The organism is Streptomyces lacaronensis, from assembly GCF_047337785.1.
GTDB lineage: Bacteria > Actinomycetota > Actinomycetes > Streptomycetales > Streptomycetaceae > Streptomyces > Streptomyces lycopersici.
Genome location: NZ_JBLHDK010000003.1, coordinates 7085314 through 7109967, shown reverse-complemented (window position 1 = coordinate 7109967; position 24654 = coordinate 7085314). Strand labels below are relative to the sequence as shown.

Below are 24654 nucleotides of genomic sequence, written 5' to 3'. Positions count from 1 at the left end.
CATGGCCGACGACACAGGAGACAGAGAGCGCCGGGGGAACAGCGGGGACGACCGAAGACCACTCTTACTCGTCCTCGCCGCCAACACCGTCTCCATAGCGGGCAATTCCCTCACCCTGATCGCCGTACCGTGGTTCGTCCTGGAGACCACGGGCAGCGCGGCCAAGGCCGGGTTCGTGTCCTTCTGCGCGACCCTGCCGGTGGTCCTCTCCGCCGTCATCGGCGGGCCGGTCATCGACCGGATCGGCCGTCGGCGGGTCTCCATCGCCTCCGACTCGCTGTGCGGGGTGGCCGTCGCCACGATTCCGGTGCTGCACTTCGCCGGGCTGCTGCGGTTCTGGCAGCTGTGCGCGCTGATGGCGTTCTGCGGACTGCTCCACGCGCCGGGCGAGACCGCCCGCCAGGTACTCGTCCCCGCGCTGGCCGAACGGGCGGGCACCACCCTCAGCCGCGCCGCCAGCTTCTACGACGGGGCCTCGCGCGGGGCCAGGATGCTGGGCGCCGCGCTCGGCGGGCTGCTGATCGCGCTGCTCGGCCCGCCGTCCGTACTGCTGCTGGACGCGGCGACGTTCGCGGCGTCCGCGGTGCTGATCATGGCGGGGCTGCGCGGACTGCCCGCCGCCGCGCCGCGCAAGCCCGTCGTCCCGGTGTCCGCCCGCGCCTACCGCGCCGAGCTGGGCGAGGGGTACCGCTTCCTGCTGCGCCACCGGCTGCTGCTGGCCATCGTGCTGATGGTCATGGTCACCAACGGCCTCGACCAGGGCCTGTCCTCGGTACTGCTGCCGGTCCACGCCGAGCGGCACCTGGGCGGGTCCGTGCAACTGGGGCTGCTCACGGCGCTGTTCGGCGGCGGGGCGCTGGTGGGGGCGCTGCTGTACGGGGCGGTGGGCGACCGCTTTCCGCGCCGGACCGTGTTCGCGGTGAGCTTCCTGGTGTGCGGGCTGCCGAGGTTCCTGATCGCCGCGTTCGTGCCCGGGGTGTCCCCGCTCGCCGTGACGATGGCGATCAGCGGGGTCGCGGCGGGGATGCTCAACCCGATCCTGACCACGGTGACGTACGAGGCCGTCCCCGACGAGCTGCGCAGCCGGGTCTCGGGGGCGCTCACCGCGGGGGTGTGGGTGGTGATGCCGCTCGGCGGGCTCGCGGCCGGGTGCCTGGTGGAGGGGGTGGGGCTGACCGCCGCCTTCCTGCTGACGGGCGGTGTCTACTTCCTGGCCACGCTCAGCCCGCTGGTCTTCCCGGCCTGGCGCGGAATGGACGAGGGGGCGGCGATGACGGTGGAGGAGGAGGCGGCGATGACGGTGGAGGAGGGGGCGGCGGCGCCGCTCAGCAGTGCGGGACCGCGCCGCCCGACCGCAGCGCCCGCAGAGCCGTCACCGCACCCTTGAGGGTGGTGACGGGGATCAGCCGCAGCCCCTTGGGCAGTTCGGCCGTGGCGTCGGCACACTCGGCCTTCGGCACCAGGAAGACCGTGGCGCCGTCCCGCTTGGCGGCCTGGGTCTTCAGCGGGACCCCGCCCACGGCCCCGACCTTGCCCTTGGCGTCGATGGTGCCGGTGCCCGCGATCGTCCGGCCGCCGGTGAGGTCGCCGCCGCGGCCGTCGCCGTCCAGCTTGTCGACGATGCCGAGGGAGAAGAGCAGCCCGGCGCTCGGACCGCCGACGTCGGCGAGGCGCAGGGTGACCTTGACGTCGCGCGGGGAGCGGTGGAGATAGCCGAGTGCGGCGCTGGTGGCCGAGGACTGGGACTCCTCCATCTCCTCGGCGTTGTGCCGCTCGATCTCCTTGGTGGTGCCGCCGACGTAGACCGAGTCATGCGGCATGACGGCGCGGTCGGTGGCGAACCAGCCGCTGACCACGTCCTTCACCCGCACGGTGGCGTCCGGGCCGGTCGCCAGGATCGTCGTCATCCGCAGCTGCCCGGCGGTCTTGCGGGTGCCGGTCCCCGAGACGCTGATCACCTGCTTGCCCCGGTCTGAGCCCAGGACGTTCACGGTCGAGCCGGGCTGGGCGACGGTGAACGGCAGCGGCGCGAACGCGGCCACCGCGAGCAGGGCGAGCACGGGCGCGGAGCAGAGCGCGAGGGTGCGGGCGCGGGTGGAGACGGCAGGCATGGTGCGAATCTAGTTGACCGCCGGGAAGCAGGCCGCTCGGGGGCGGCGCGAACCCGACCGTGGTGCCCGGCCGCCGGGCGCGGGCGGGCGGGTCCAGCGGGTCCAGCGGGTCCAGCGGGTCCAGCGGGTCCAGCGGGTTCAGGGACATGCTCCCCGGTCGCGCCGGGCGCGGGCCCAGCGCTTCCGCCAGGCCGCCGCGCGGCGGCCCGCCCTCACTTCAAGGCGTCCGAGACCTCTCGGGCCGCGTCGACCACCCGGGGGCCGACCCGCTCCGGAACCGAGTCGCAGAGCATCACGACCCCGACGCTGCCCTCTATCCCCGTCACCCCGATGAGCGGGGCGGCCGCGCCGCTCGCGCCCGCCTCCAGTTCGCCGTGGGTGAGGGCGTATCCGGGGTCGTCGGGGCGGCCGGCGCGGGCGGCGAGGATCGCGCGCCCGGCGGCGCCCCGGTCGAGCGGATGCCGGAATCCGGGCCGGTAGGCCACGTGGTAGTCGGTCCAGGTCGGCTCGACGACCGCGACGGCGAGTGCCTCGGTGCCGTCGACCAGGGTGAGGTGGGCGGTCGCGCCGACGTCCTCGGCGAGGGAGCGCAGCGCGGGCAGCGCCGCCTCCCGTACGAGCGGATGCACCTGGCGGCCGAGCTGGAGCACCCCGAGCCCGACGCGCGCCCGCCCGCCGATGTCCCGGCGGACCAGGGAGTGCTGCTCGAGGGTGGCCAGCAGCCGGTAGACCACGGTGCGGTTGACGCCGAGCTTGTTGGACAGCTCGGTCACGGTCAGCCCGTGGTCGGTGTCGGCGAGCAGTTTGAGGACGCGCAGTCCCCGGTCGAGCGTCTGAGAGGTCTCCGCGGTCACGACGCCCCCTCCTCGGTGATGAGTGGCGGCTCTTCGTGCGGTGCCCCGCCGGTCCCGACGACGGCGCGCGAAGAGGCCGCCGGTCGCGGTGGTCACGCACCGGCTGCGCTCCGCGGCGGCGTTGCCACGGGGCGTGTGCGTGCCCGAACGCTAGCGAGCTGGTCCGCTTTGCGGAAGGGTTTGTCCAGAATACGAGCGGAGCTGCCAGAGGACGCGGCACGAGAGAACCCTAAATCGCCCGGGTTTGCCCGGATACATGAGGGGAGTCTGCGACCGGTTCATGAAATTTTTCGAAAGGGGGTTGCGTAGGGCAGCCCGCCTGCAGCGGGCTACTCCCCTCCCCGCCCCTTCCCACAACTGGGACCCCGCCCCAGTTGTGGGAAGGGCCGCGCGTCAGCGCATGCGCGTCGCCCACTCCCGGACCTTCTTGATCCGCTCGCGAATCTGCCCCGCCGTCGCCTCCGCGCTCGGCGGCCCGCCGCACACCCGGCGCAGTTCGGTGTGGATCACACCATGCGGCTTTCCGCTCTGGTGGACATACGCCCCGACCAGCGAGTTGAGCTCCTTGCGCAGCTCCAGCAGCTCCTTGTGGGTGACCACCGGCCGCCGCTCAGCCGGAAGCTCCAGCAGATCCGCCTCCGTGTCCGGCTTCTTGCGGCTGTGCGCGATCTGCTTGGCCTGGCGCTTCTGGAGCAGCATCTGCACCTGGTCCGGTTCGAGGAGCCCCGGGATGCCGAGGTAGTCCTGCTCCTCCTCGCTGCCCGGATGCGCCTGCATGCCGAACTCGGCGCCGTCGTACAGCACCCGGTCGAAGACCGCGTCCGACTCCAGTGCCTCGAAGGGCAGTTGGTCCTGTTCGCCGGTGTCCTCGTCCTGCTGTTTCTCGGCCTCCTCGAGGAGCTTCTCCTCCTCCGCGTACGGGTTCTCCTCCTCGCCGTCCTTCTTCGGCTTGTCCAGGACGTGGTCGCGCTCGACCTCCATCTCATTGGCGAAGCCGAGCAGGTTCGGGATGGTGGGGAGGAAGACGGACGCGGTCTCGCCGCGCCGCCGCGACCGTACGAAGCGGCCGACGGCCTGGGCGAAGAAGAGCGGCGTCGAGATGGTGGTCGCGTACACCCCTACCGCCAGCCGGGGCACGTCCACGCCCTCGGACACCATGCGGACCGCGACCATCCAGCGGTCGTCGGAGTGGCTGAAGTCCTCGATCCGCTGGGACGCCGCCGCCTCGTCGGAGAGCACGAGCGTCGCCTTGGTGCCGGTGATCTCGCGGATCAGCTTGGCGTAGGCGCGGGCCGAGTCCTGGTCGGAGGCGATGACGAGCGCCCCCGCGTCGGGGATGCCCTTACGGACCTCGGACAGCCGCTGGTCGGCGGCGCGCAGCACGTTCGGCATCCAGTCGCCGCGCGGGTCGAGCGCGGTGCGCCACGCCTGGGAGACGGCGTCCTTGGTCATCGGCTCGCCGAGCCGCGCCTCGATCTCGTCGCCCGCCTTGGTGCGCCAGCGCATGTTGCCGCTGTAGGAGAGGAAGATGACGGGGCGCACGACGCCGTCCCCCAGGGCATTGCCGTAGCCGTAGGTGTAGTCGGCGGAGGAGCGCCGGATGCCGTCGTCGCCCTCTTCGTAGGTGACGAAGGGGATGGGGTTGGTGTCGGACCGGAACGGGGTGCCGGTGAGGGCCAGCCGCCGGGTGGCAGGCTCGAACGCCTCCAGACACGCCTCGCCCCAGGAGCGGGAGTCGCCGGCGTGGTGGATCTCGTCGAGGATGACGAGCGTCTTGCGCTGCTCGATCCGGTTGCGGTGCAGCATGGGCCGGACGCCGACGCCCGCGTAGGTGATGGCGATGCCGTGGTACTCCCGGCTCAGCGGGCCCGCGCTGTACTCCGGGTCCAGCTTGATGCCGATCCGCGCGGCGGCCTCCGCCCACTGCTTCTTCAGGTGCTCGGTCGGCGCGACGACCGTCACCTGCTGGACGACATGGTGGTGCAGCAGCCAGGAGGCGAGGGTCAGGGCGAAGGTGGTCTTACCGGCGCCGGGGGTCGCCACCGCGAGGAAGTCCCGCGGCTGCTCCTGGATGTACTTGTCCAACGCGCCCTGCTGCCAGGCGCGCAGCTTGCTCGCGGTACCCCAAGGCGCCCGGCCGGGAAAGGCGGGCGAGAGGTGATGGCTGGTGGAGGCGGCAGTAGTACTCACGGTCTCCGTCGGGCTGGCTCGGCGGGGTCGATCGGGAACCGCGTCAGCCTACCGGTGCCGTCCTTCCCACTCCGGGGTACGTGCGGATCCCACCCGAGGGTGGGATCAGGCTCACATCCCGATCCCCGGCGCACGGCGCTCATCGACTTCGGGCCGCAACCGCGTCGTCACCCAGACGCCCGCCAGCGCCACCGCGGTCATCGCCACATAGACCGCCCCGAAGGCGGCCGGCTGGTGGGTGGCCGCGGTGCCGGTGGGGGCGATCTCGCCACCGCCGAAGGTGACGAAGAGGACACCGCTGACGCCGACCAGAGTGATGTTGCCGAGGGCGTCGGAGACCTGGAGGGAGGCGGAGTTGCTGCCCGCGTCCTCCGGACGGGAGAGCTTCAGCAGCAGCACGCTCCCGCTGGAGATGGCCAGCCCCATTCCGTAGCCGCCGATCACCCAGGCCACGGCCACGATCCAGGCGGGTACGGAGTCGGTGAGGGCCAGGAGCACCATGGCGATGGAGACGGCCATGAGGAACATGCCGAGGCCCATCAGCCGTTCGCGGTGCGGCTCCAGGCGGGGGCGGCTCTGGGTGTAGGAGCCCAGGGCCCAGGTGAGGCCGCCGCCGGTGAGGCAGAGCCCGGCGGCGGTCGCGGACAGGCCGCGCTGGGTCACCAGCATCAGCGGGACGAAGCTCTCCGCGCCCAGGAAGGACCCGGCCGCCACCCCGCGCAGCAGGATCACCGACGGCAGGCCGCGGGCGGCGCGGAAGGTGCCCTTGGGCAGCAGCCGCAGTACGCAGGGGACGAGCAGGGCGAGCCCGGCGGCGGCCGGGACGAGGGAGAGCCAGTTGAGGTCCTGGCCCGCGTACTGGAGCAGTCCGGCGCCGACCGCGACGGCGAGCGCGAGCAGGATGCGGCGGCGGTTCATGCCCGCGGAGAGCTCGCTCGGGGGCAGCGCGCGCAGCGCGGGGAGCATCACCGCGAGCGGCGGCAGCACCAGCACCGGGATGGCGAGGAACACCCAGCGCCAGCCGGCGTGTTCGGTGACGGTCCCGGCGGCGAGCGGGCCGACGATGGCGGGCAGCACCCAGGCGGCGGAGAAGGACGCCAGCACGGCGGGCTGGAGCCGCCGCGGATAGGCGCGGCCCACCACCACGTACAGCGCGACGATCACCAGCCCGCCGCCTATGCCCTGCACCGCGCGCCCGCCCACGAACATCCACATCCGCTGTGCCGAACCGGCCACCAGCAGCCCGGCGGCGAACGCCGCGATCCCGGCGAACAGCGGCGCCGACGGGCCCTTGCGGTCGCACCACTCCCCCGACAGGGCCATCGCGAACAGGCTCGCGGTGAAGTAGGCGGAGAAGGCGTACGCATAGAGCTCGACCCCGTCCAGCGCGCGGGCCGCGACCGGCATCGCGGTGTTGACCGCGCTCGCCTCGAAGGCGATGAGGGAGACGACCGTGACGATGCCGAGGGTGAGGGCGCGGTAGCGCCTCCCCAGTACGGTGCCGCCGGTGTCGCCGTCGTCCGTCAGGTCCAGGTCACCGGCGGCCGCCGGACCGAGGTCTCCGGCCGCCGGACCGGGGTGGCTGTCCGTGACGGCGGCGTCGGCGGCACCGCCGTCGAGGGGGTCGCGAGGGGTCATGGCGTCAGGGTAAGTGGCGTTCCGGGGCGTCACACCTGTCGCGGGACGGAGCCGCGCTCGGCCGCTGGGCCTAGGACACCCCTGGCCGTCGCCCCAGGCCCGTCGGGCCCTACGGTCCGTCGGGCCCTACGTGGTGAGCAGGACGCCCCCGTACGACGCGCCCGCGATCACCACCCACGCGCACAGCCCCAGCGCGGCGACCCGGGCGCCGGTGCGGGTGAGGGAGGGGAGGTGAACGGCGCTGCCGAGGCCGAAGAGCGCGGCGGCGAGGAGGAGTTCCTGGGCCGTGGCGGCGCTGTCCAGCACGGCGGTGGACAGGACGTCCGTGCTGCGCAGGGCCGTCATCGCGAGGAAGCCGAGGACGAAGAGCGGCACCAGCGGCGGCCGCCGCCGCTCCGCCTCCTCGCCCGCCGCCTTATTGGCGCGCCCCCGCGCCCGTACGGCCGTCGCGAGCACCGCGACCAGCGGCGCGAGCAGGGCCACCCGCACCAGCTTGACCAGCACCGCGTCGCCCAGCGCGGACGGCCCCGCGGTCTGCGCGGTGGCCACCACCTGACCCACGTCGTGCACGCTGGCCCCCACCCACCGGCCGAACGCCTCGTCGCCGAGCCCCAAGGGGTGCTGGAGCAGCGGCAGGACGGCGATGGCGAGCGTGCCGCACAGCGTCACCAGCGCCACGGAGGTGGCCACATCGCGCTCGTCGCTGTCCGACACCTCGCTCACCGCGCCGATCGCGGACGCACCGCAGATCGAGTAGCCGGTGGCGACCAGCAGCGGCTGGTCGCCGCTCAGCCCCATCCGGCGGCCGAGCCACCAGGTGCCGCAGAAGGTGGCGGCGACCACGCCCAGGACCATCGCCACGGTGGCCCAGCCCAGGCCCAGCACATCGTTCAGGCTGAGCTTGAGGCCGAGCAGCACGATGCCCAGGCGCATCAGCCGCTTCCCGGCGAGCGAGAGCCCGGCCCGGCAGACGCCCCGGACCAGGCCGCGCGCCCCCGGCAGATGCGCGGCGACGATGCCCAGCACCACGGCGGCGGTCAGCAGGGGGACGGCGGGGAGCAGCCGGTGGACGCCCCAGGCGGCCCCGACCCCGGCCGCGGCCAGCCCGAGCCCGTAGGCCGGGGCGGGCGGGCGCCATCCGGCGGCCTGTCGCGCCCGGCCGGGCGCGGCGGTCAGCGTCACTGGCCGTCCGCCATCGGAAGACGGCCGTCCGCCACCGGGAGGTGGTCGTCCGTCGTCGGGAGGTCGTAGACCCGCCGGACGCTGCTGCCCAGGCGGGCGATGTCCGCCCCGTAGACATGGATCGAGATCGCCTTCGTCCCGCAGGCGTTCCACACCCTGTGGATATCTCCGGGCGGCGCGAATCCGCACACCGCGCCGCGCGGGTTGACCACGTCCTCCACCGCGATCAGCCGCGAGCCCGGCCCGTCCGGGACGAGGCGGTAGCGCCGCTCGTGCTCCTCGCCCTCGTGGACGCCGGTCACACACCAGGACACATGGTCATGGATCGCCGTGCGCTGGCCGGGCAGCCACACCAGCGCGACGATCGAGAAGCTGCCGTCGGGCTCGGCGTGCAGGACGTGCTGGCGGTAGCGGTCGGGGTCGCCCTCGCGCTGCCCGGAGGTGAGCAGATCGTCCGAGCCGAGGTGGGGCGCGAGCCGCTCGCCCACCAGATAGGCGGTCACATCGGGCGCCAGACCCCGGCCGACGGCCTCGCGGACGTCGCCGACGAACGCGCCGAGGCGTGCCGTGAGAAGACGGGAGGACGGATACGCGGTCGGGGTGGTCATGGCAGCAGCGTCCTGCCACCCGCATCATCACGTCCAACGACAGGTTGTTGAGCCCTCCCCAAGTTCCGCTTATGGGTGAGGGGTCAAGTTCCGCCTATGGGTGAGGGATCAACACCCGACCCGGTTCCCGGCCACCGTCTTCAGCTCCTCCAGCACCCGCGCGGTGGCCGGTATCCCCAGGTGCTCGCGGAGGACGTACGCCGAGACATGGCGGCGCGACGCGGGGTCCAGTGCGCGCCCGGTGACTTTCTGGTGGCACAGGAACGACAGCACCAGGCCCGGCATCATCGCCACGCCGAGCCCGGCCGCGACCATGCTCTGCACCACCAGATTGTCGTCGGTGGTGAAGGCGATGTCCGGGGCGAAGCCCTGCTCGGCGCATTCGTGCAGGAAGTTGGCGCGGCACCGCAGACATCCGGCGATCCAGCGCTCCTCGCTCAGCTCGGCCAGCTTGACCGCCCGCCGCCGGGCCAGCGGATGCCCGGTCGGCAGCAGCACCGTCAGCTGGTCCTCCAGCAGCGGGATCTCCACCAGCTCTGCGGGGGTCTCCTCGCGCAGCCCGGGATAGGTGAACGCGAGGGTGATGTCGCACTCCCCGCGCACCACCCGCCCCAGCGAATCCGGCGGCTCGCCCTCCAGCAGCTCCACCCGCACCCCCGGATGGGCGGCGGCGAGCCGGGCCATGGTCTCGGGGATGAGGGTCGCGTTGGCGCTGGGGAAGGCACAGACCCGCACCCGGCCCGAGCGCAGCCGGGTGATGGCGCTCATCTGCTGCTGGGCGGTGGAGATGCTGGTCAGAATGGTGTCGGCGTGCCGGGCGAGGGTCTCCCCCGCCTCGGTGAGCCGCATCCCCCGGCCGACCCGGATGAACAGCGGACTGCCCACGGCCCGTTCGAGCGCCTTCATCTGCTGGGTGATGGCCGGCTGGGTATAGCCGAGGGCACGGGCGGCCCCGGAGTAGGAGCCGGAGCGGACCACCTCGTGGAACGTCTTGATGTGCCGGGAATCGAACACACTCGCATCATACGGAGCCCGGAACCGAAACCATAAGCGGGATTTGGGGCCGCACAAGATCGCCCCTACCGGTGCTTTTGCGTCACGCGGACCGCCGCGCCACGGAGCCGGACCACTGAGCCGGATCGGAGCCGGACCACTGAGCCGGGCCGGAGCCGCGCCACCGCCCGGCACCATGAAACATACGGCCCGGCACCATGAAACATACGGCCCGGCACCACGAGAATAACGCCCGGCGCCACACCCGGTGCGCGAGGACACCCCGTCAAGCACGGTCAGGATGACCAAGCTGGGGCAAGCTGACTCCATGCCGCACTACACCTCGTACGACGGAACCGAGCTGGCCTACCGCGTCCTGGAGGCCCGGGACGGCTCGGCGGGGCCACCGCTGATCTGCCTGGCGGGCGGGCCGGGGCGGAACGCCGCGTATCTGGGCGACCTCGGCGGGCTGGACGCCCATCACACCCTCCTCATCCCCGACAGCCGCGGCACCGGGGACTCCCCGCCGGCCTTCGACCCCATCGGCTACGCCTTCCCCGGGCTCGCCGAGGATCTCGAGGCGCTCCGCCGCCATCTGGACCTCGTCCGCTTCCCGCTGCTCGCCCATGACGCGGCCGCCGCCACCGCCCAGGCGTACGCGGCCGCCCACCCCGAGCGGCTCAGCCGGCTGATCGTGGTCAGTCCGGGCGCGCGACTCCAGGGCGAACTCCCCGAGGACGCCCGGGAGATCTTCGAATCGCGCGCCGACGAGCCCTGGTGGCAGGACGCGTACACGGCGGTGCAGCTGCTGCCCGACACCACCGACCTCGCCGAGATGCGCAGGCTGCTGCTCCAGGCCGCCCCCATGGCGTACGGCCGCTGGGAGGAACCCCAGCGGGCGCACGCCGAGAGCGAGGGCGAGCAGCTGGGGCGGGTGGCGCGGGCGGGCTTCTGGCAGGGCGTCGACGAGGCGGGGCGGCGCGCGGTGCTGGCCCGGCTGCACGAGGTGCCGTGCCCGGTACTGGCGATCACCGGCGACCGGGACGCGGTGACCGGGATGCGGGCCGGGGAGCTGGTGGCCGACTCCTTCCCGGACGGCCGGGCGCGGCCGCTGCCCGGGGTGGGCCACTATCCGTGGGTCGACGAGCCGGATCTCTTCCGCCAGGTGGTCGAGGACTTCCTGGCGCAGCGCCCCACGCGGTGAAACGGCGGCCGTGAACGCAGTGTGTCAGTCGTATGGCAGCCCCCGCCGCTCCGTTGTGCCCGCCCCGCCCCGGTCCTATCGTCGAGAACACGACACGACATCGGCCGTGTGCCCGAGTGGTTGAGGGGCTCGACTGCAAATCGAGTTACGTGGGTTCGATTCCCGCCACGGCCTCCACACCCCGGCGCGGGCGCCTCACTCGGCGCCCGCGCTTCGGGTTGCCTCCCGGTGAACTCCCGACACGCTCTGGACACTTGCGCCCGTAGGGCGCATGCTCATGCACGCGCTCATGCCGTTCCGGCACCGCGGATACTCCAGGTAAACACCTAGGGCTCGGTGATTTTCACACTCTCGCCACCGAACGGTCTCCTGACCCCCGCACTGAGCGTAATTCCGTCTCATAGGGTCACGTGTGGTGCCTGTGACCGCGCGGAAAACTACTCCCGGTCGGCGGGCACATTCTTCGACCGTGGTCCCATTCTCAGTGGGGGAAATGTGCAGCCCGCCGTACCGGCCGCCCGTCTGCCGCTCTCGACCGGCCAGAGTGAAATCTGGTTCATAGAGCAGCTGGAGCCGCCGGAGAGCACCACCTTCCGGGTCGGTGAGTACCTGGAGATACAAGGACCGATAGACACCGAGCTATTCGAGCGGGCCCTGCGCAGGGCCGTGGCGGAGGCCGAGCCCTACAACATCCGGGTCGGTGAGGTGGACGGGGAGCCCTGGCAGGCCCTCGACCCGGTGACCGACTGGGAGCTCCCGAAGCTGGACCTCACCGCCGAGGACGACCCCTGGGCGGCGGCCGAGCGGTGGATGAAGAACGACCTGGCCACGGGGGCGCTCAAGCTGGGCGACCACCCGGCGTTCTCCTTTGCCCTGATCAAGGTGGAGGCCGAGCGCTTCCTCTGGTACCAGGGCACCCACCACATCGTCTCGGACGCCGGTTCGGCCGCCCTGCTGGGCCGGCGGACCGCCGAGGTCTACACCGCGCTCGTCGAGGGGACCGACCCGGCCGAGGGGGAAACGGTCTTCGGCTCCCTGCGGGCGATGCTCGACCAGGACGCGGAATACCGAACCTCACCGGATTTCGCCAAAGACCGCGCGTACTGGCTGGAACACTTCGGTGATTCCCCGCGCCCGGCGCGGCTTTCCACCCACCCCACCAGGGAACTTTCCACCGTCCTCCGCCAGACCGCCTACCTGACCGAGGCGGAAGCGGTCGAGCTGCGGGCCGCCGCGCGTAAATACGCCACCCACTGGTCCGCTATGATCATTGCGGCGACCGCGCTGTATCTGCACCGATTGACCGGTAAATCGGACATCATTCTGACGCTGCCCGTATCCGGCCGTACCGATGCCACTTCCCGCGCCATTCCCGGGATGTTCGCCAATGTGGTGCCGCTGCGCATCCAGGTGCGCGCCGATATGCGAATACGGGAGCTGGTCCGGCAGATCTCACGGGAAGTCAGGCAGGCCCTTCGCCATCAGCGCTACCGCCGTATCGACCTGGCCCGGGATCTGCGGCTCCCGGACGGCGGAAACGGATTGCTCGGCCCACACGTCAACATCATGACGTACGACTACGACTTCCACTTCGCCGGTCACCGGGTCAAGGCGCACAACCTCTCCAACGGCACCGTCGAGGACCTCTCGATCATGGGGTACGACCGGTCCGACGGCACCGGTATCCGGATCGACCTCAACGCCAACTCCAACCTCTACACCGAGGACGCCCTCATCGGCCACCGGGAGCGCTATCTCGGCCTGTTGCGCACCCTCTCCGACACCTCCGACATGCAGCGCACCGTCGGCTCGCTGGAGCTGCTGTCCGCCGAGGAGCGTCGCCGGGTCCTGGGCGAGCCGGGCGACACGGCGCACCCCACCTCCGGCGCCACCCTCCCGGAGCTGCTGGCCGCCCAGGCCGCCCGGACCCCCGACACCCAGGCCCTGGTCTGCGATGACACCGTGCTCAGCTACGCGGAGCTGGACCGGGCGGCGAACCGGCTGGCCCGGGTGCTCATCGCGCGCGGCGCCGGGCCCGAGCGCACCGTCGGCGTGGCCCTGCCCCGCTCCGCCGACCTGGTCATCGCGCTGATCGCGGTGTTGAGGACGGGGGCCGCGTATCTGCCCCTGGACCTGGACTACCCGGCCGAGCGGCTGGCGTACATGCTCGACGACACGGGCCCCGCCCTCGTGGTCACCCGTGCCGACAGCGCCGGGGCGCTGCCCGCGCGCCACGGCGTGGGGCGGCTGCTGCTGGATGTCGTGGACCTCACGGGCGGCGACGCCGCGGGCGGCTCCGCCCCGGCGGTGGCGATCGACCCCGAGCACCCCGCGTACATCATCTACACCTCGGGCTCCACCGGCCGCCCCAAGGGCGTCCTGGTGCCCCACCGGGCCGTGGCCAACAGCATGGAGTGGATGCAGGACGCCTACGGCCTCGCCCCCGGGGACCGGATGCTCCAGAAGACCCCGGCCGGGTTCGACGCCTCCGTCTGCGAGTTCTTCCTTCCGCTGCTCAGCGGCGCCACCCTGGTGGTGGCGAAGCCCGGCGGCCACAAGGACCCGGCGTACCTGGCGCGCACGGTGCGCGAGGAGGGCATCACCGCGCTCCAGTTCGTGCCGTCGATGCTCCAGGCGTTCCTCGCCGAGCCGGGCGCCGCCGACGCGTGCGCGGGCGTCCTGCGGCGCGCATCCAGCGGCGGTGAGGCGCTGCCGCGCGAGACCGCCGAGCGGTTCCACGAGCGGTTCCCCGGCGTGCCGCTGAACAACCTCTACGGGCCCACCGAGACCACCATCCAGATCGCCCACCACCCCTCCGCGCCCGGCGGCGAGGGCCCGGTGCCGATCGGCCGGCCGGTGTGGAACACCCGGATGTACGTCCTGGACTCCGCGCTGAAGCCCTGCCCGGCCGGGGTCACCGGTGAGCTGTACGTGTCCGGGGCGCAGCTGGCCCGCGGCTACCTCAACCGGCCCGCCCTGACCGCCGAACGCTTCGTCGCCGACCCCTACGGCCCGCCCGGCACCCGGATGTACCGCACCGGCGACCTGGCCCGGCTGCGGCCGGACGGCGACGTCGAGTACATGGGCCGCACCGACGGCCAGGTCCAGCTGCGCGGCTTCCGCGTCGAGCTGGGCGAGGTCGAGGCGGCGCTGCGGGCCCTCCCGCAGGTGGCCGAGGCCGCCGCGGCGGTCCGCGCCGACCGGCCCGGCGACCAGCGGCTGGTCGGCTATGTGACGCCCGCCGGGGACGCCCCGACGGACGTCGCCGCGGTCCGCGAGGCGCTGGGCGAGGTGCTGCCCGAGCACATGGTGCCCAGCGCGTTCGTGGTCCTCGACGCCCTCCCCCTGGACGCCAACGGCAAGCTGAACCGCGCCGCGCTGCCCGCGCCGTCCGTCGAGGCCGGCACGGGCGGGCGGGCGCCCCGCACCCCGCGCGAGGAGACGCTGTGCGCGCTCTTCGGCGAGGTCCTGGGCGTCGACGGCGTCACCGTCGACGACGACTTCTTCCTGCTCGGCGGCCATTCGCTGCTCGCCTCCAAGCTGGCCAGCCAGGCCCGCGCCGCACTGGCCACCGAGCTGTCGATGCGCGACCTCTTCGAGGCGCCGACCGTCGCCCGGCTGGTGGCCCGCCTGGACGCCGCGGGACCGGCCGAGGCGCACCAGCGGCAGCCGCTGGACATCCTGCTGCCGCTGCGCGGCGAGGGGGCGCGCCCGCCGCTGTTCTGCGTCCACCCCGGCGGCGGTCTCGGCTGGTCGTACACCGGGCTGCTCCGCCATCTCGCCCCGGACCAGCCGGTGTACGCCCTCCAGGCGCGCGGTCTCACCGAACCGGACGTACTCCCGGCGAGCGTGGAGGAGATGGCCGCCGACTATCTGGAGCAGATCCGGACCGTCCAGCCGACCGGTCCGTACCATCTGCTCGGCTGGTCCTTCGGCGGGCTGATCGCCCACGCCATGGCCACCCGGCTCCAGGCCCAGGGCGAGGAGGTCGCCACGCTGGCCGTGATCGACGCCTACCCCGACAACGCCCAGGCGCTGCCCCAGGCGCCCGAGCTCAGCAAGCGCCAGTGGCTGGGGGTGCTGCTCGACGACATCGGCGGCGGCGACATCTTCGCCCCGGGCTGGCTGGAAGCGCACCCCGACGGGGCGGACGGCACCGCCGACCTGGTGGCCGACCTCTGCCGGGAGACCGGGCTGCCGGCCCGGCTGCTGGAGGGCGAGACCAGCTTCCCGCTGCTCGACATCCTGCTCAACGACCAGGAGCTGATGCGGAAGTTCGCGCCCGAGCGGTTCCAGGGCGACATGCTGCTGTTCCGGGCCGTGGAGGAGATCCCCGGCTACCGGCGCGATCCGCTGCATGTGGCGGACGCCTGGCTCTCCTCCGTGGACGGCGCCCTGGTGGTGTACGGAGTCCCCGATCACCACTACCGGATGATGCGGGAGGAGTCCCTGGACCGGATCGGCCCGGTGGTGGCGGCGGCGCTGGACCGCGCCCGGAACTGACGGGCCGGGGCCCCGGGTCCGGGTCGGGGCCGCTCCCTCGGGGGGCGGCCCCGACCCGGATTTCGCCGATGGACCCTTCGCCGATCACAATTCAGCCAGGCGCCCCATCTCGTTCTCCTGCTCTCCTACGCAGGTGAGCAGGGTGGGCGCCTTCATGTGGAGAAGGAGATGAGCTCCCAGCGAGGAGGCACGTAGTTGGAAGGAAGGCTGGCCATGACAGTGGACGCGCGTGACGAGGTGGAGCGGTTCATTCTGGGGGACCGGTTCGCCTGCCTGGCGGGGCGGTCCGCCTGGCGCAAGGGTGGTATCACCCATCGTCACTACGACCTGATGGCATCCGACGACTCGGCCCGGCTGATGGCACTCGATCTCGCGGATTTCGTGGCGACGGCCGACTGGAGCCACCGGTCGTTCACGAGCTTCATCGCGACCTTCGAGCGGCCTCGCGGGGTGGATGAGCTGCGGTTCGAGGAGCTGCTGTGGGAACAGCTCCAGCTGCTCCACGAACAGGACTCCCGGTCCTATCGCTGGGCCGAGGGCCGTTCGTCCGATCCGCAGGCCAGGGAGTTCGCCTACAGCGTCGCCGGTCACCCCTTCTTCGTCATCGGTCTGCACGAGACCCACCGCCGCTGGGGCCGCCGTCCGCCCTTCCCGATGCTGGCCTTCAACTCGCATGAGCAGTTCGACCGCATCAAGGGCGCCAAGATGTGGGACCGGCTGGCCGAGAAGATTCGCAAGCAGGACATCCAGCTCCAGGGCGATATAAACCCCAACCTGCTCGAGTACGAGGAGCTCTCCGAGGCCCGCCGCTACTCCGGCCGCCCGAAGCCCGCCGACTGGCAGTGTCCGTTCACCGCCCGCGAGGCCGAGCGCGAGCCCGCCCTGACGGGTCGGTCCCGGGCCTGACCGCGGCGCCGGTCACCGGCGGGCGGATGGCGCCCGCCGGTGACCGGGGTGCCGCCGGCGCGGGTCCGTGCATGCGGCGTCAGCGCACCGGGAAGCCGAAGCTGTATCCCTCCTGCTTCAGCCACGGCAGGACCTGGCGCAGCGCCTCGACCGTCTGGCCGCGGTCGCCGCCCGCGTCATGGAAGAGCACGGTGGGGCCGCTGGAGATCTCGTTCTTGACGGTGTTGACCATAGCCTCGACCCCCGGCTTCTCGAAGTCCTTGGCGTCCACGTTCCAGCCCAGCGGCCGCATGCCCTGCGAGGCGGCGATCTGACGGCTGTACGGGGTGAACGCACCGCCCGGGGCACGGTAGTAGAGCGGCTTGACGCCCCCTGACGCCTTGGTGATCATTCCCTGGGCGTCGAGGATCTCCTTGGACTGGTAGGCGGATGACTTGGTGTCCATCGCCGTGTCGTGCGACATGGAGTGGTCGCACAGCCGGTGCCCGTCCGCGACCACATCCTTGACCAGGTCCGGATGGGCCTGGGCCTGCGGGCCGACCATACAGAAGGTGGCCTTGACGCCGTTGGCCTTGAGCACCTGGAGGACCTGCGGGGTCCAGGTCGGGTCCGGACCGTCGTCGATCGTGATGTTGACGCCCTTGGCGCCCTTGTCGGAGGCGTGGGCCATGTCCATGTTGACCACGGGGTCGGGCAGTTCGGGGTCGGGCTTGGAGGTCTGGCCCACGATCGGCGTCGGCTTCCGCGTCGCCGAGGCTCCCGGATCCGCCTCGGCGGTTCCGGCCTGGGCGGTCCACACGGCGGCCAGGGCGGTCACCCCCATCACACCGAACGCCGCCACCAGTACTCGGCTGTTCGTCCCCAGGACCCGGTGCCGTGCCATGTCCGCCTCGCTCCCCATGTCTCCTGTGTCGCTTTCGCAAACATGAGGATGGGGTTGGGGCGGGGAGGGATCCCTCTGTTACACGTCCCGTACAATCCCGCGCCGCGGACGGCGAGGCGCGGGCGGCGGGCCCGCCCCCGGCCTCTTCCGCGCGTGAACGACCCCGCCTTGCGCCACTTCCCCGCGGAGCGCTCAGCCCCGGTTGACCACCGCCGCCTGGGGGCGGATCGGGAGGCGGTTGACCGGACGGCCGGTGGCCGCGCGGACCGCCGCCGCCACCGCGGCCGGGGTGGTGACCACCGGCACCGCGCTGGCCGCCTTGGCGCCGAAGGGGGCCACCACGTCCCGCTCCTCGACCAGCTTGACGATGCGGATGTCGGGGACGTCCAGGGCGGTCGGCAGGGCGTAGCCGGTCAGGTCCGGGTGCCGGACCACACCGCGTGAGGTGCGCAGGTTCTCGGTGAGGGCCGCGCCGATGCCCTGGGCGACGCCCGCCTCGATACGGGTCCTCAGCTGGCGCGGGTTGAGGACCCGGCCCACGTCCTGGGCCACGGTCATGTCGACGACCCGTACCGCGCCGATCTCGATGTCGACGTCCACCACGGCGCGCACCGCGCAGTAGGCGAGCCCGACGAAGGCGTCACCCTGGCCGGTCTCGTCCAGCGGCTCGGTGGGGTGCGGGCGGCACTGCGCGGTGGCCCACAGCTCCTTGCCCTCCAGAGCCTCCTCGACGGTGGTGCTGAGCACCCCGTCATACGAGGTGATCTTGCCGTCGGCGATGCTGAGCAGCTCGGTGGACATGCCGAAGGTGTGCGCCAGCGGTTGCAGCAGCTGGGTGCGGACCATCTTCGCGGCGCGCTCGACCGCACCGCCCGAGACCCAGGTGTGGCGGCCGCGCGAGGCGGGCCCGGCCGGGGGCTGGTCGGTGTCGATGGGCGCCACATGGACCTCCTCGATACCGAGGACGTCCTGGACGATCTGGCGGGCCAGGGTGGTGAAGCCCTGGCCGGTCTCGACGGCCGCGCAGATGACGGTGGCCACCGGCCCGGTGACCTTGACGGTGGCGGTGGAGACCTCGTCCCGCCCCTCGGCGCCGAGCATGTGGACCATGCCCAGGGCGTAGCCGACCCCGCGCCGCACCGCGGCCGGATCGCCCGCGCCCTCCAGGCCGCCCGGCAGCAGCCACTCCTCCTCGGGGTCGTCCTTGGGGAGGGTGGGCAGCGGTGCGTCCCTTACGGCCTGCAGCAGCTCGGCGACCGGGGCCGGACAGGTGACGGTCTGCCCGGTGGGCAGCAGATCGCCGGTCGCCATCACATTGCGCATCCGGAGCTCGACCGGGTCAAGGCCCAGCTTGGCCGCCAGCTTGTCCATCTGGCCCTCGTACGCGGCGCACACCTGCATCGCGCCCTCGCCGCGCACATGGCCGGAGGGCGGGTTGTTGGTGCGCACCGCCCAGCCCTCGATGAAGGCGTGCGGAACGACATAGGGGCCGCAGGCGAAGGAGACGGCGGCGGCCAGCGTGTCCGCCGAGGAGTCGGCGTAGGCGCCCGCGTCCAGCAGGATCTGCGCCTCGACCTTGACCAGCTTGCCCTGGGAGTCCGCGTGGTGGCGGTAGCGCAGCAGGGTGGGGTGGCGGTGGGCGTGGCCGAGGAAGGACTCCTCCCGGGTGGCGGCCAGCTTCACCGGATGGCCGGTGCGCAGCGCCAGCAGCCCGAGCGGCAACTGCATCCCCGGGTCCTCGCGCTCGCCCATGGCGCCGGGGACGCCGGTGACGACGACCTTCACCCGCTCCGGCTCGAGACCGAAGCAGGCGGCGGCCAGGTCGCGGTCGGCGTGCGGATCGGTGGAGGCGGTGTAGATCTCCACCCCGCCGTCGGGGCGCGGCACGGCCAGGCCCGCCTCGGCGCCGATGGGCGCCGGGTCCTGGCGGCCGATGCGGTACAGCCCCTCGACGATGACCTCGCCGACCACGTCCGGGTCGCCGAAGGCCAGCGGGATGTGGCGGACCAGGTTGCCGTCGGGGTGCAGCGGCTCGGCGGAGAACGCCTGCTCGGGGTCGGTGACCGGCTCCAGTACCTCGTATTCGACGGCGATGGCGGCGGCCGCCAGCCGGGCCGTGTCGGGGTGGTCGGCGGCGACCGCGGCGATGGGCTCGCCGTGGTGGCGTACCAGGTCCTTGGCGAACACCGGACGGTCGGCGACCCGGCGGCCGTGCGAGGCGTCGCCGGGCACGTCGGCGTGGGTCACCACGGCCCGTACGCCGGGCATGTCGACGGCCTGCTTGGTGTCGATGGAGACGATGCGGGCGTGCGGGTGCGGGGCGCGCAGCACGGCGGCCCACAGCAGCCCCTCGGCCCACAGGTCGGCCGCGTACGGGAAGGTGCCCGAGGTCTTGGCGGCCGAGTCGGTGGGCGGCAGGGACACGCCGAGGCCCATGGTGGACGGGGGCTGGACGGGCGTTCCGGCGGCGGGGGTGGCGGTGACGGCGCCCGCGCCGTCCGCGATTCCGGTCATGCCGATGCCCTTCCGCTGCCGCTTCCGTTGACGCTCCCGTTGCCCGTGATGCCGTGCGGTCCCGTCTGGTGCGGGATGCGGGCCGGGTCCTGGTGGGCGTCGTGTCCCTCGTCCGCCTCGGCCTCCGCCTCGGCGGCGGCCTCACGGCCCGCGACGACCTCGCGGACGGCGTCGAGGACCCCGCGGTAGCCGGAGCAGCGGCAGAGGTTGCCGGAGATCGCCTGGCGGGTCTCCTGGTCGGTCGGGGCGTGGTTGCCCTCGAGGAGGTCGTGCACGGTCATCGCGAGTCCGGGCACGCAGAAGCCGCACTGCACGGCCCCGCACTGGGCGAGCGCGCGCTGGACGTCGGAGGGCTGTCCGCCGGTGGCGAGGCCCTCGACGGTGCGGACCTCGCTGCCCGCGGCGGTGGCGGCGGGCACCAGGCAGGAGGCGACGAGCCGCCCGTCGACCTGGACCGAGCAGGCCCCGCACTCGCCCTGGGAGCAGCCGTCCTTGGCCCCGGCGAGGCCGAGGCGCTCGCGCAGGACGTAGAGCAGCGACTCGCCGATCCAGACGTCGGTGACGGGGCGGTCGGCGCCGTTGACGTGCAGCACGTACGAGGCGAGCGGATGCTCGCTGTGGCTCGGGCTCTCGTCCGCGGCCTGGGCCGCCTCGGCGAGGAGGGGCTCGGCAAGGGGCCCGACGGGGGTGTCAGCGGCCTCCGGGGCGTCGGCCGGAGTACCGGCCGGGGCGGGCGCTCCGGCGGCGTCAGGCGCGTCCGTAAACTCGCCCTCGGCCGGGGCCGGTTCGGGCTCGGCCGCGGTATCGGTGAACCCGGGCCCGGCGTCGTCCCGCACCGCGTCGGCGGGGGCCTCGGCGGCGCCCGGCGCGGCGTCGGCGGCGTCGGTGTGGCCCGCGCCGTCCTCGGGGCCGGGGTGCGGGGCGTGCCCATGGGCGTCCCCCGCGAATGGGGCGCCCGTCAACCGGTCGTCCGCCAACCGGTCGTCCGCGAACGCGCCGTGCCAGGACGCCTCCTGGGGCAGTCCGGGCGCCGGGCCGCCGTGCGGCGGGGTCTCCAGCCCGGTGTGCTGCCCGTCGACCGGGAACTCACCGGAGTCCCCGGCGGCCGGATCGCCCGGCCGCCGGCCGGGATCTTCGGCGGCGGGCCGCTCGGGCGCGGGGCCGCCGTGCGGCGGGGTGCCGTGCGGGGGCGTGCCGTGCGGCGGGGTGCCGCGGGGCGGGGTGTGCAGCCCCTGGTGCCCCTCGGTCGCGAACTCGCCCGAGTCCCCGGCCGAGGGGCCCGGCCACGCCGGGTCCGCGGCCGGGGCCGGTTCGTCGCGGTCGGGCATGCGCAGCCGGCGTCGGGCGGGCGGCGGCATGGGCGCGGCCGGTGGTGCGGACGCGGCCGGGCCCGGGTGGCCCTCGACCGCGTACTCCCCGGAGTCCTCCGTGCCCTCGTCGGCGGCCGGAACCGACCACTGGCCGGAGTGCCCCTGCTGCTGCCCGGGCTGCGGCTGCCCAGGATGGGGCTGTTGGGGCTGTTGGGGCTGCTGGGGCTGTTGGGGCTGCTGCCGGGGCGGTGCCTGCCCGGCGAAGGGCATCCGCAACTGGGCCGTCGTCTGCGGGTCCTGGGGCCCGTCCGCGTGTTGGCCGCCGTACGGAGGGGCGGCCGGGCCGGGGTGGTCGTCGACGCGGTACTCACCGGTCTCGTCCACACCGTCGTCGCCCGCGACCGGGATGGTCCACTGGCTGGTGTGCACGGGCCCGCCGGCGCCGTCGTCGGACGGGGCGGGCACCGGCCAGTCGTCCACCGGCTCCTCGGCCGCCGGAGCCGGCCAGTGGCCGGTGTGCGGCGGATGGTGACCCTGCTGGTCCTCGGCGGGCATCGGCCACTGGCCGGACCCGTGTTGGGGCTCGTGGTGGCCGCCATAGAGGTAGCCACCGTCGGTCTCGGCGGTGGTCCAGTGCCCGGTCATGCCCTGGTCGTGGGGCGCGCCCTGGCCATGGCCGGACGGCTGCCAGTGGCCGCCCTGGGACGGGTCGTCGTGCCCGGTGTCCATCGGCGGGGGCGCGTAGCCCGTGCCGGGCGCCGCGAGCGGGTCCCAACGGCCGGAGGGGTCGGTCGGGTCCGGGTGGGCGTAGTCGGGCGGCAGTTGGACGAAGGCCGTCGACTCGGCGTCGTACTCCGGGCCGTGCGGCATCGGCTGCCATCCGCTCCCGGGCTCCGGCCGGTGCGGCTGCTGTTCATCACTCACGCGAGTGCCCTCCCCAGTGCTCGGCGGGCCAGGGCTGCCACGGTACGCCTCAGGTGGATCGCGGCGGGCGGCAGGGGGACCGGCTCGCTGCCGTCCTGCGGGGGCAGCGGATCGGGGATGCACGCGGCGGCGACGTACTCGCCGAAAGCGGTCGTGACCTGCGGGTCCAGATGGCCGCGGTCGCCGTCCCAGTCGATGAGCGAGGCGACCCAGCGCTCGGCCTCCAAGGGGCGCAGCGGCATCGGCGCGACCGCGCCGACGGCACAGCGCACCCCGCGCCGCGCGGGGTCCAGGACGAGGGCGACGGAGGCGGTGGACCGGCCGGGCCCGGTGCGCCCGGTGGCCTTCAGGAAGGTCTGCGGGGCGTGCAGCAGCGGAACCCGGACGAATCCGACGAGTTCACCGGGGCGCAGCAGATCGACTCCGGCGAGCAGATGGCTGACCGGGATCTCGCGGCGGGACCCCTCGGGCCCGGCGATGATCACCGTGGCCTCCAGGGCGGCGAGCACCGGCAGCGCGTCGCCGGTGGGGGCGGCGGTGACGATGTTGCCGCCCAGGGTGCCGGCGTTGCGGATCTGCGGGGGCCCGGCGGCGCGCGCGGCCGCGGCCAGCGCCGGGATCAGCGCGGCGAAGTCGGGGCGGCCCATCCGGGCGTGGGTGAGTCCGGCGCCGAGGAGGGCGTGCCCGTCCAGATAGCGCCAGCCTCGGATTTCGCTGATCCGGCCGAGGCCGACGAGCGCGGCGGGCCGCAGCAGGCCGGAGTTGACCGCGGCCATCAGATCGGTACCGCCCGCCACGGGCACGGCGGCGGGCATGGCGGCCAGCGCCGCCACGGCCTCGTCGAGCGTGCCCGGCAACGTCACCGTGTGCGCCGCCTGCGGTGCGTGCGTGGTCAACCCAGCTGCCCCTTCCCCGGTGTCCCGGCTGTTGCGCCGTACGGTACGTGCTGACAGCCCGGACGTGGCAACTCTGGCACATCTTGCGAGCCCGCCGTCGCGGGGGTCCGTGATCCGTGGATCCGTCCCTGACCTGGGGGATGGTACGGGTTTCTTACGACGTCTCCGTCGGGAGTGGATTGCCACGTTTCAGGGACCCTTGTGCGATTTGGGCTTGCGCCGGTGGGACTACACTCCCAGGGGCGGCGGAGCGCGGTGCGCACCTTACGGGCGGCTCACACGATCGGGGGCGCCCCCTCGCGCGGGCGTCCGAGAAGGCCGGGGCGCCGCTGCCAGGGAAGCGGCCCGGCGGGCGGGCGGTAGCTCACGCCGAGCGCGTCCAGGCGCGCGTAATGTGCCTCCATGCGCCCCTGGAACGCCTCGAAGTCCCGTTCGGGAGAGGGCGGCAGCGCCGCCCAGACGACCTCGGCGAAGGCGGCGAGCCGGGGGAAGGCCTGGTAGTCCACCCGCCTGCGGTCCTCCATCACCTCGGTCCAGACATTGGCCTGGGCGCCCAGCACCCGGTCCGCGTCGGCTCCGGTGAGCTGCGGGGGAACCGGTTCGAAGCGGTAGACGTCCTCCAGGGTGCGGACATAGCCGATCGGCACCGGCTCGTCCTCGCCCGGGGCCTGCCGGTGGTCGAAGTACACCTGCTGCTCGGGGCACATGACGACGTCGTGGCCGGCCCGCGCGGCGGCGATCCCGCCCGCGTAGCCGCGCCAGGAGGAGACCGCGGCGCCCTCGGGCAGCGGGGCGTCGGGCGCGCCGCCCTCGAGGATCTCGTCCCAGCCGATCAGCCGGCGGCCGCGCTCGGCGAGCCAGTGGCCGAAGTGGCGGATGAACCAGCTCTGCAGTTCGTCCTCGTCGGCCAGGCCCAGGGCACGGATGCGCTCCTGGGCGGCCGGGGACGCCTTCCATTGGTCCTTGGGGCACTCGTCGCCGCCGATGTGGACGAAGGCACCGGGGAACAGCTCCAGGATCTCTTCCAGGACGTGTTCGTAGAAGCGGAGCGTGTTGTCGGTGGGGGCGAGTACGTTCGGGTTGATGCCCCAGGTGGTCCAGACTCCGAGGGAGGCGGTGTCGATGACGTCGGTGTTGCCCAGCTCCGGGTACGCGGCGATGGCGGCCTGCGAGTGTCCGGGGATGTCGATCTCGGGCACGACGGTGATATGCCGCTCGGCGGCGTAGGCGACGATCTCGCGGATGTCGTCCTGGCTGTAGTGGCCGCCGTGCGGCCGCTCGTCCCACAGCGGGGACGCCCGGTGGCCCAGCTTGGTGCGCTCGCGCCAGGCGCCGACCTCGGTCAGCTTCGGGTAGCGGCGGATCTCGACGCGCCAGCCCTGGTCGTCGGTGAGATGGAAGTGGAACACATTGAGCTTGTGGGCGGCGAGCAGGTCCAGATAGGCCAGGACCCCGTCCTTGGGCATGAAGTGGCGGGCCACGTCCAGCATCAGCCCGCGCCAGGCGAACCGCGGCGCGTCCTCGACCGTCCGCTCCGCCAGCTCCCAGCCGGTCTCCGCGCCCCTGAGCGGGGCGCGGCGGAAGGCGTCGGGGCCCAGCAGCTGACGGAGGGTCTGGGTGCCCCAGTGGACGCCCGCGGCCGTGCCGCCCGCGATCTCCACCCGGCCGTCGGCCACGGTGAGCCGATAGCCCTCGGGCTCAAGCGCGGCGTCGATCCGCAGGCTGATGGTGTCGTCGCCGCCGGGCTCACCGTCCGGCAGGGACAGGCCGAGCGCCTGGCCGAGGGTGGTGCGCAGCAGCCGCGCCACCCCCTCCGTGCCGGGCCCGGCGGCCAGGGCGGTGCGCCGCGGGTGGATCCGCGCGCCCGCGCGGCCGGGACGGCTCTGGTCATGGCGGGGCGCGGGGATCAGCCCCGCGGCGTCGTGAGTCATCTGCTCC

At 73.3% G+C, this 24654-nt stretch carries 16 protein-coding genes and 1 tRNA gene; 5 read left to right on the top strand and 12 right to left on the bottom strand.

Translation table 11 applies throughout. The features are described from left to right. Position 1: 1 nt before the first annotated feature. Positions 2-1387 carry an MFS transporter gene (locus tag ACMTAK_RS30850; RefSeq protein ID WP_413809196.1) on the top strand — a complete coding sequence of 462 codons (1386 nt, stop codon included), beginning with the start codon at positions 2-4 and terminating at the stop codon, positions 1385-1387. Here the strand turns inward: ACMTAK_RS30850 and ACMTAK_RS30845 are convergent. The 7 genes from ACMTAK_RS30845 to ACMTAK_RS30815 all read right to left on the bottom strand — a co-directional run bounded on the left by ACMTAK_RS30845 (position 1326) and on the right by ACMTAK_RS30815 (position 9597). Further along, entirely contained in the window at positions 1326-2111 is a 786-nt protein-coding gene (locus ACMTAK_RS30845) for a S16 family serine protease (RefSeq protein ID WP_413809195.1), read from the bottom strand. The genes ACMTAK_RS30850 and ACMTAK_RS30845 overlap by 62 nt on opposite strands. A 212-nt stretch (positions 2112-2323) precedes the next feature. Beyond that, a complete protein-coding gene (locus ACMTAK_RS30840; RefSeq protein ID WP_413809194.1) occupies positions 2324-2965 on the bottom strand; it encodes an IclR family transcriptional regulator in 642 nt (213 codons plus the stop codon). Positions 2966-3358: 393 nt separating this feature from the next. Then, entirely contained in the window at positions 3359-5155 is a 1797-nt protein-coding gene (locus ACMTAK_RS30835; RefSeq protein ID WP_413809193.1) for a DEAD/DEAH box helicase, read from the bottom strand. Between the two features lie 111 nt (positions 5156-5266). Continuing rightward, positions 5267-6793 (bottom strand): MFS transporter, encoded by a 1527-nt coding sequence (locus ACMTAK_RS30830; RefSeq protein WP_413809192.1) that lies wholly within the window; start codon positions 6791-6793, stop codon positions 5267-5269. A 126-nt stretch (positions 6794-6919) separates the two neighbouring features. Continuing rightward, on the bottom strand, positions 6920-7975 hold the full coding sequence (locus ACMTAK_RS30825; protein ID WP_413809191.1) for a YeiH family protein: 1056 nt from the start codon (positions 7973-7975) through the stop codon (positions 6920-6922). Then, positions 7972-8583, bottom strand: coding sequence for a cysteine dioxygenase family protein (locus tag ACMTAK_RS30820; RefSeq protein ID WP_413809190.1), 612 nt, complete (start codon positions 8581-8583; stop codon positions 7972-7974). Before ACMTAK_RS30820 ends, ACMTAK_RS30825 begins: the two co-directional genes overlap by 4 nt. Before the next feature lie 108 nt (positions 8584-8691). Next, positions 8692-9597 carry a LysR family transcriptional regulator gene (locus ACMTAK_RS30815; protein ID WP_086885610.1) on the bottom strand — a complete coding sequence of 302 codons (906 nt, stop codon included), beginning with the start codon at positions 9595-9597 and terminating at the stop codon, positions 8692-8694. Between the two features lie 307 nt (positions 9598-9904). Between ACMTAK_RS30815 and ACMTAK_RS30810 the strand changes: the two genes are divergently transcribed. The 4 genes from ACMTAK_RS30810 (at position 9905) to gntA (ending at position 16189) form a co-directional block, all read left to right on the top strand. After that, positions 9905-10780: an alpha/beta fold hydrolase gene (locus ACMTAK_RS30810; RefSeq protein ID WP_413809189.1), complete on the top strand. Its 876-nt coding sequence runs from the start codon at positions 9905-9907 to the stop codon at positions 10778-10780. Positions 10781-10882: 102 nt separating this feature from the next. After that, positions 10883-10957, top strand: a tRNA-Cys gene (locus tag ACMTAK_RS30805). Positions 10958-11275: 318 nt separating this feature from the next. Then, entirely contained in the window at positions 11276-15283 is a 4008-nt protein-coding gene (locus ACMTAK_RS30800; protein ID WP_413809188.1) for an amino acid adenylation domain-containing protein, read from the top strand. Positions 15284-15496: 213 nt separating this feature from the next. After that, the gene (gene gntA / locus ACMTAK_RS30795; RefSeq protein WP_413809187.1) at positions 15497-16189 is read left to right on the top strand and encodes a guanitoxin biosynthesis heme-dependent pre-guanitoxin N-hydroxylase GntA; all 693 of its coding nucleotides are present in this window, start codon (positions 15497-15499) and stop codon (positions 16187-16189) included. A 79-nt stretch (positions 16190-16268) separates the two neighbouring features. Here the strand turns inward: gntA and ACMTAK_RS30790 are convergent, their stop codons facing one another. From ACMTAK_RS30790 to ACMTAK_RS30770, 5 genes are all read right to left on the bottom strand, one after another. After that, a complete protein-coding gene (locus ACMTAK_RS30790) occupies positions 16269-17072 on the bottom strand; it encodes a polysaccharide deacetylase family protein (RefSeq protein ID WP_413813042.1) in 804 nt (267 codons plus the stop codon). A gap of 192 nt (positions 17073-17264) precedes the next feature. Then, positions 17265-19586 carry a xanthine dehydrogenase family protein molybdopterin-binding subunit gene (locus ACMTAK_RS30785; protein WP_413809186.1) on the bottom strand — a complete coding sequence of 774 codons (2322 nt, stop codon included), beginning with the start codon at positions 19584-19586 and terminating at the stop codon, positions 17265-17267. Then, a complete protein-coding gene (locus ACMTAK_RS30780; protein ID WP_413809185.1) occupies positions 19583-21820 on the bottom strand; it encodes a (2Fe-2S)-binding protein in 2238 nt (745 codons plus the stop codon). Before ACMTAK_RS30780 ends, ACMTAK_RS30785 begins: the two co-directional genes overlap by 4 nt. Next, positions 21817-22716, bottom strand: coding sequence for an FAD binding domain-containing protein (locus tag ACMTAK_RS30775; protein ID WP_044574530.1), 900 nt, complete (start codon positions 22714-22716; stop codon positions 21817-21819). The genes ACMTAK_RS30780 and ACMTAK_RS30775 overlap by 4 nt, the downstream gene beginning before the upstream one ends. Before the next feature lie 275 nt (positions 22717-22991). After that, the gene (locus ACMTAK_RS30770; protein WP_413809184.1) at positions 22992-24647 is read right to left on the bottom strand and encodes a beta-N-acetylhexosaminidase; all 1656 of its coding nucleotides are present in this window, start codon (positions 24645-24647) and stop codon (positions 22992-22994) included. Between the last annotated feature and the right edge of the window lie 7 nt (positions 24648-24654).

Excerpts from the sequence above, each read along its gene's own strand:
- ACMTAK_RS30850 (WP_413809196.1), top strand. The coding sequence starts at position 2 with ATGGCCGACGACACAGGAGACAGAGAGCGCCGGGGGAACAGCGGGGAC.
- ACMTAK_RS30845 (WP_413809195.1), bottom strand. The coding sequence starts at position 2,111 with ATGCCTGCCGTCTCCACCCGCGCCCGCACCCTCGCGCTCTGCTCCGCG.
- ACMTAK_RS30830 (WP_413809192.1), bottom strand. The coding sequence starts at position 6,793 with ATGACCCCTCGCGACCCCCTCGACGGCGGTGCCGCCGACGCCGCCGTC.
- ACMTAK_RS30820 (WP_413809190.1), bottom strand. The coding sequence starts at position 8,583 with ATGACCACCCCGACCGCGTATCCGTCCTCCCGTCTTCTCACGGCACGC.
- ACMTAK_RS30810 (WP_413809189.1), top strand. The coding sequence starts at position 9,905 with ATGCCGCACTACACCTCGTACGACGGAACCGAGCTGGCCTACCGCGTC.
- gntA (WP_413809187.1), top strand. The coding sequence starts at position 15,497 with ATGACAGTGGACGCGCGTGACGAGGTGGAGCGGTTCATTCTGGGGGAC.
- ACMTAK_RS30790 (WP_413813042.1), bottom strand. The coding sequence starts at position 17,072 with ATGGCACGGCACCGGGTCCTGGGGACGAACAGCCGAGTACTGGTGGCG.
- ACMTAK_RS30785 (WP_413809186.1), bottom strand. The coding sequence starts at position 19,586 with ATGACCGGAATCGCGGACGGCGCGGGCGCCGTCACCGCCACCCCCGCC.
- ACMTAK_RS30770 (WP_413809184.1), bottom strand. The coding sequence starts at position 24,647 with ATGACTCACGACGCCGCGGGGCTGATCCCCGCGCCCCGCCATGACCAG.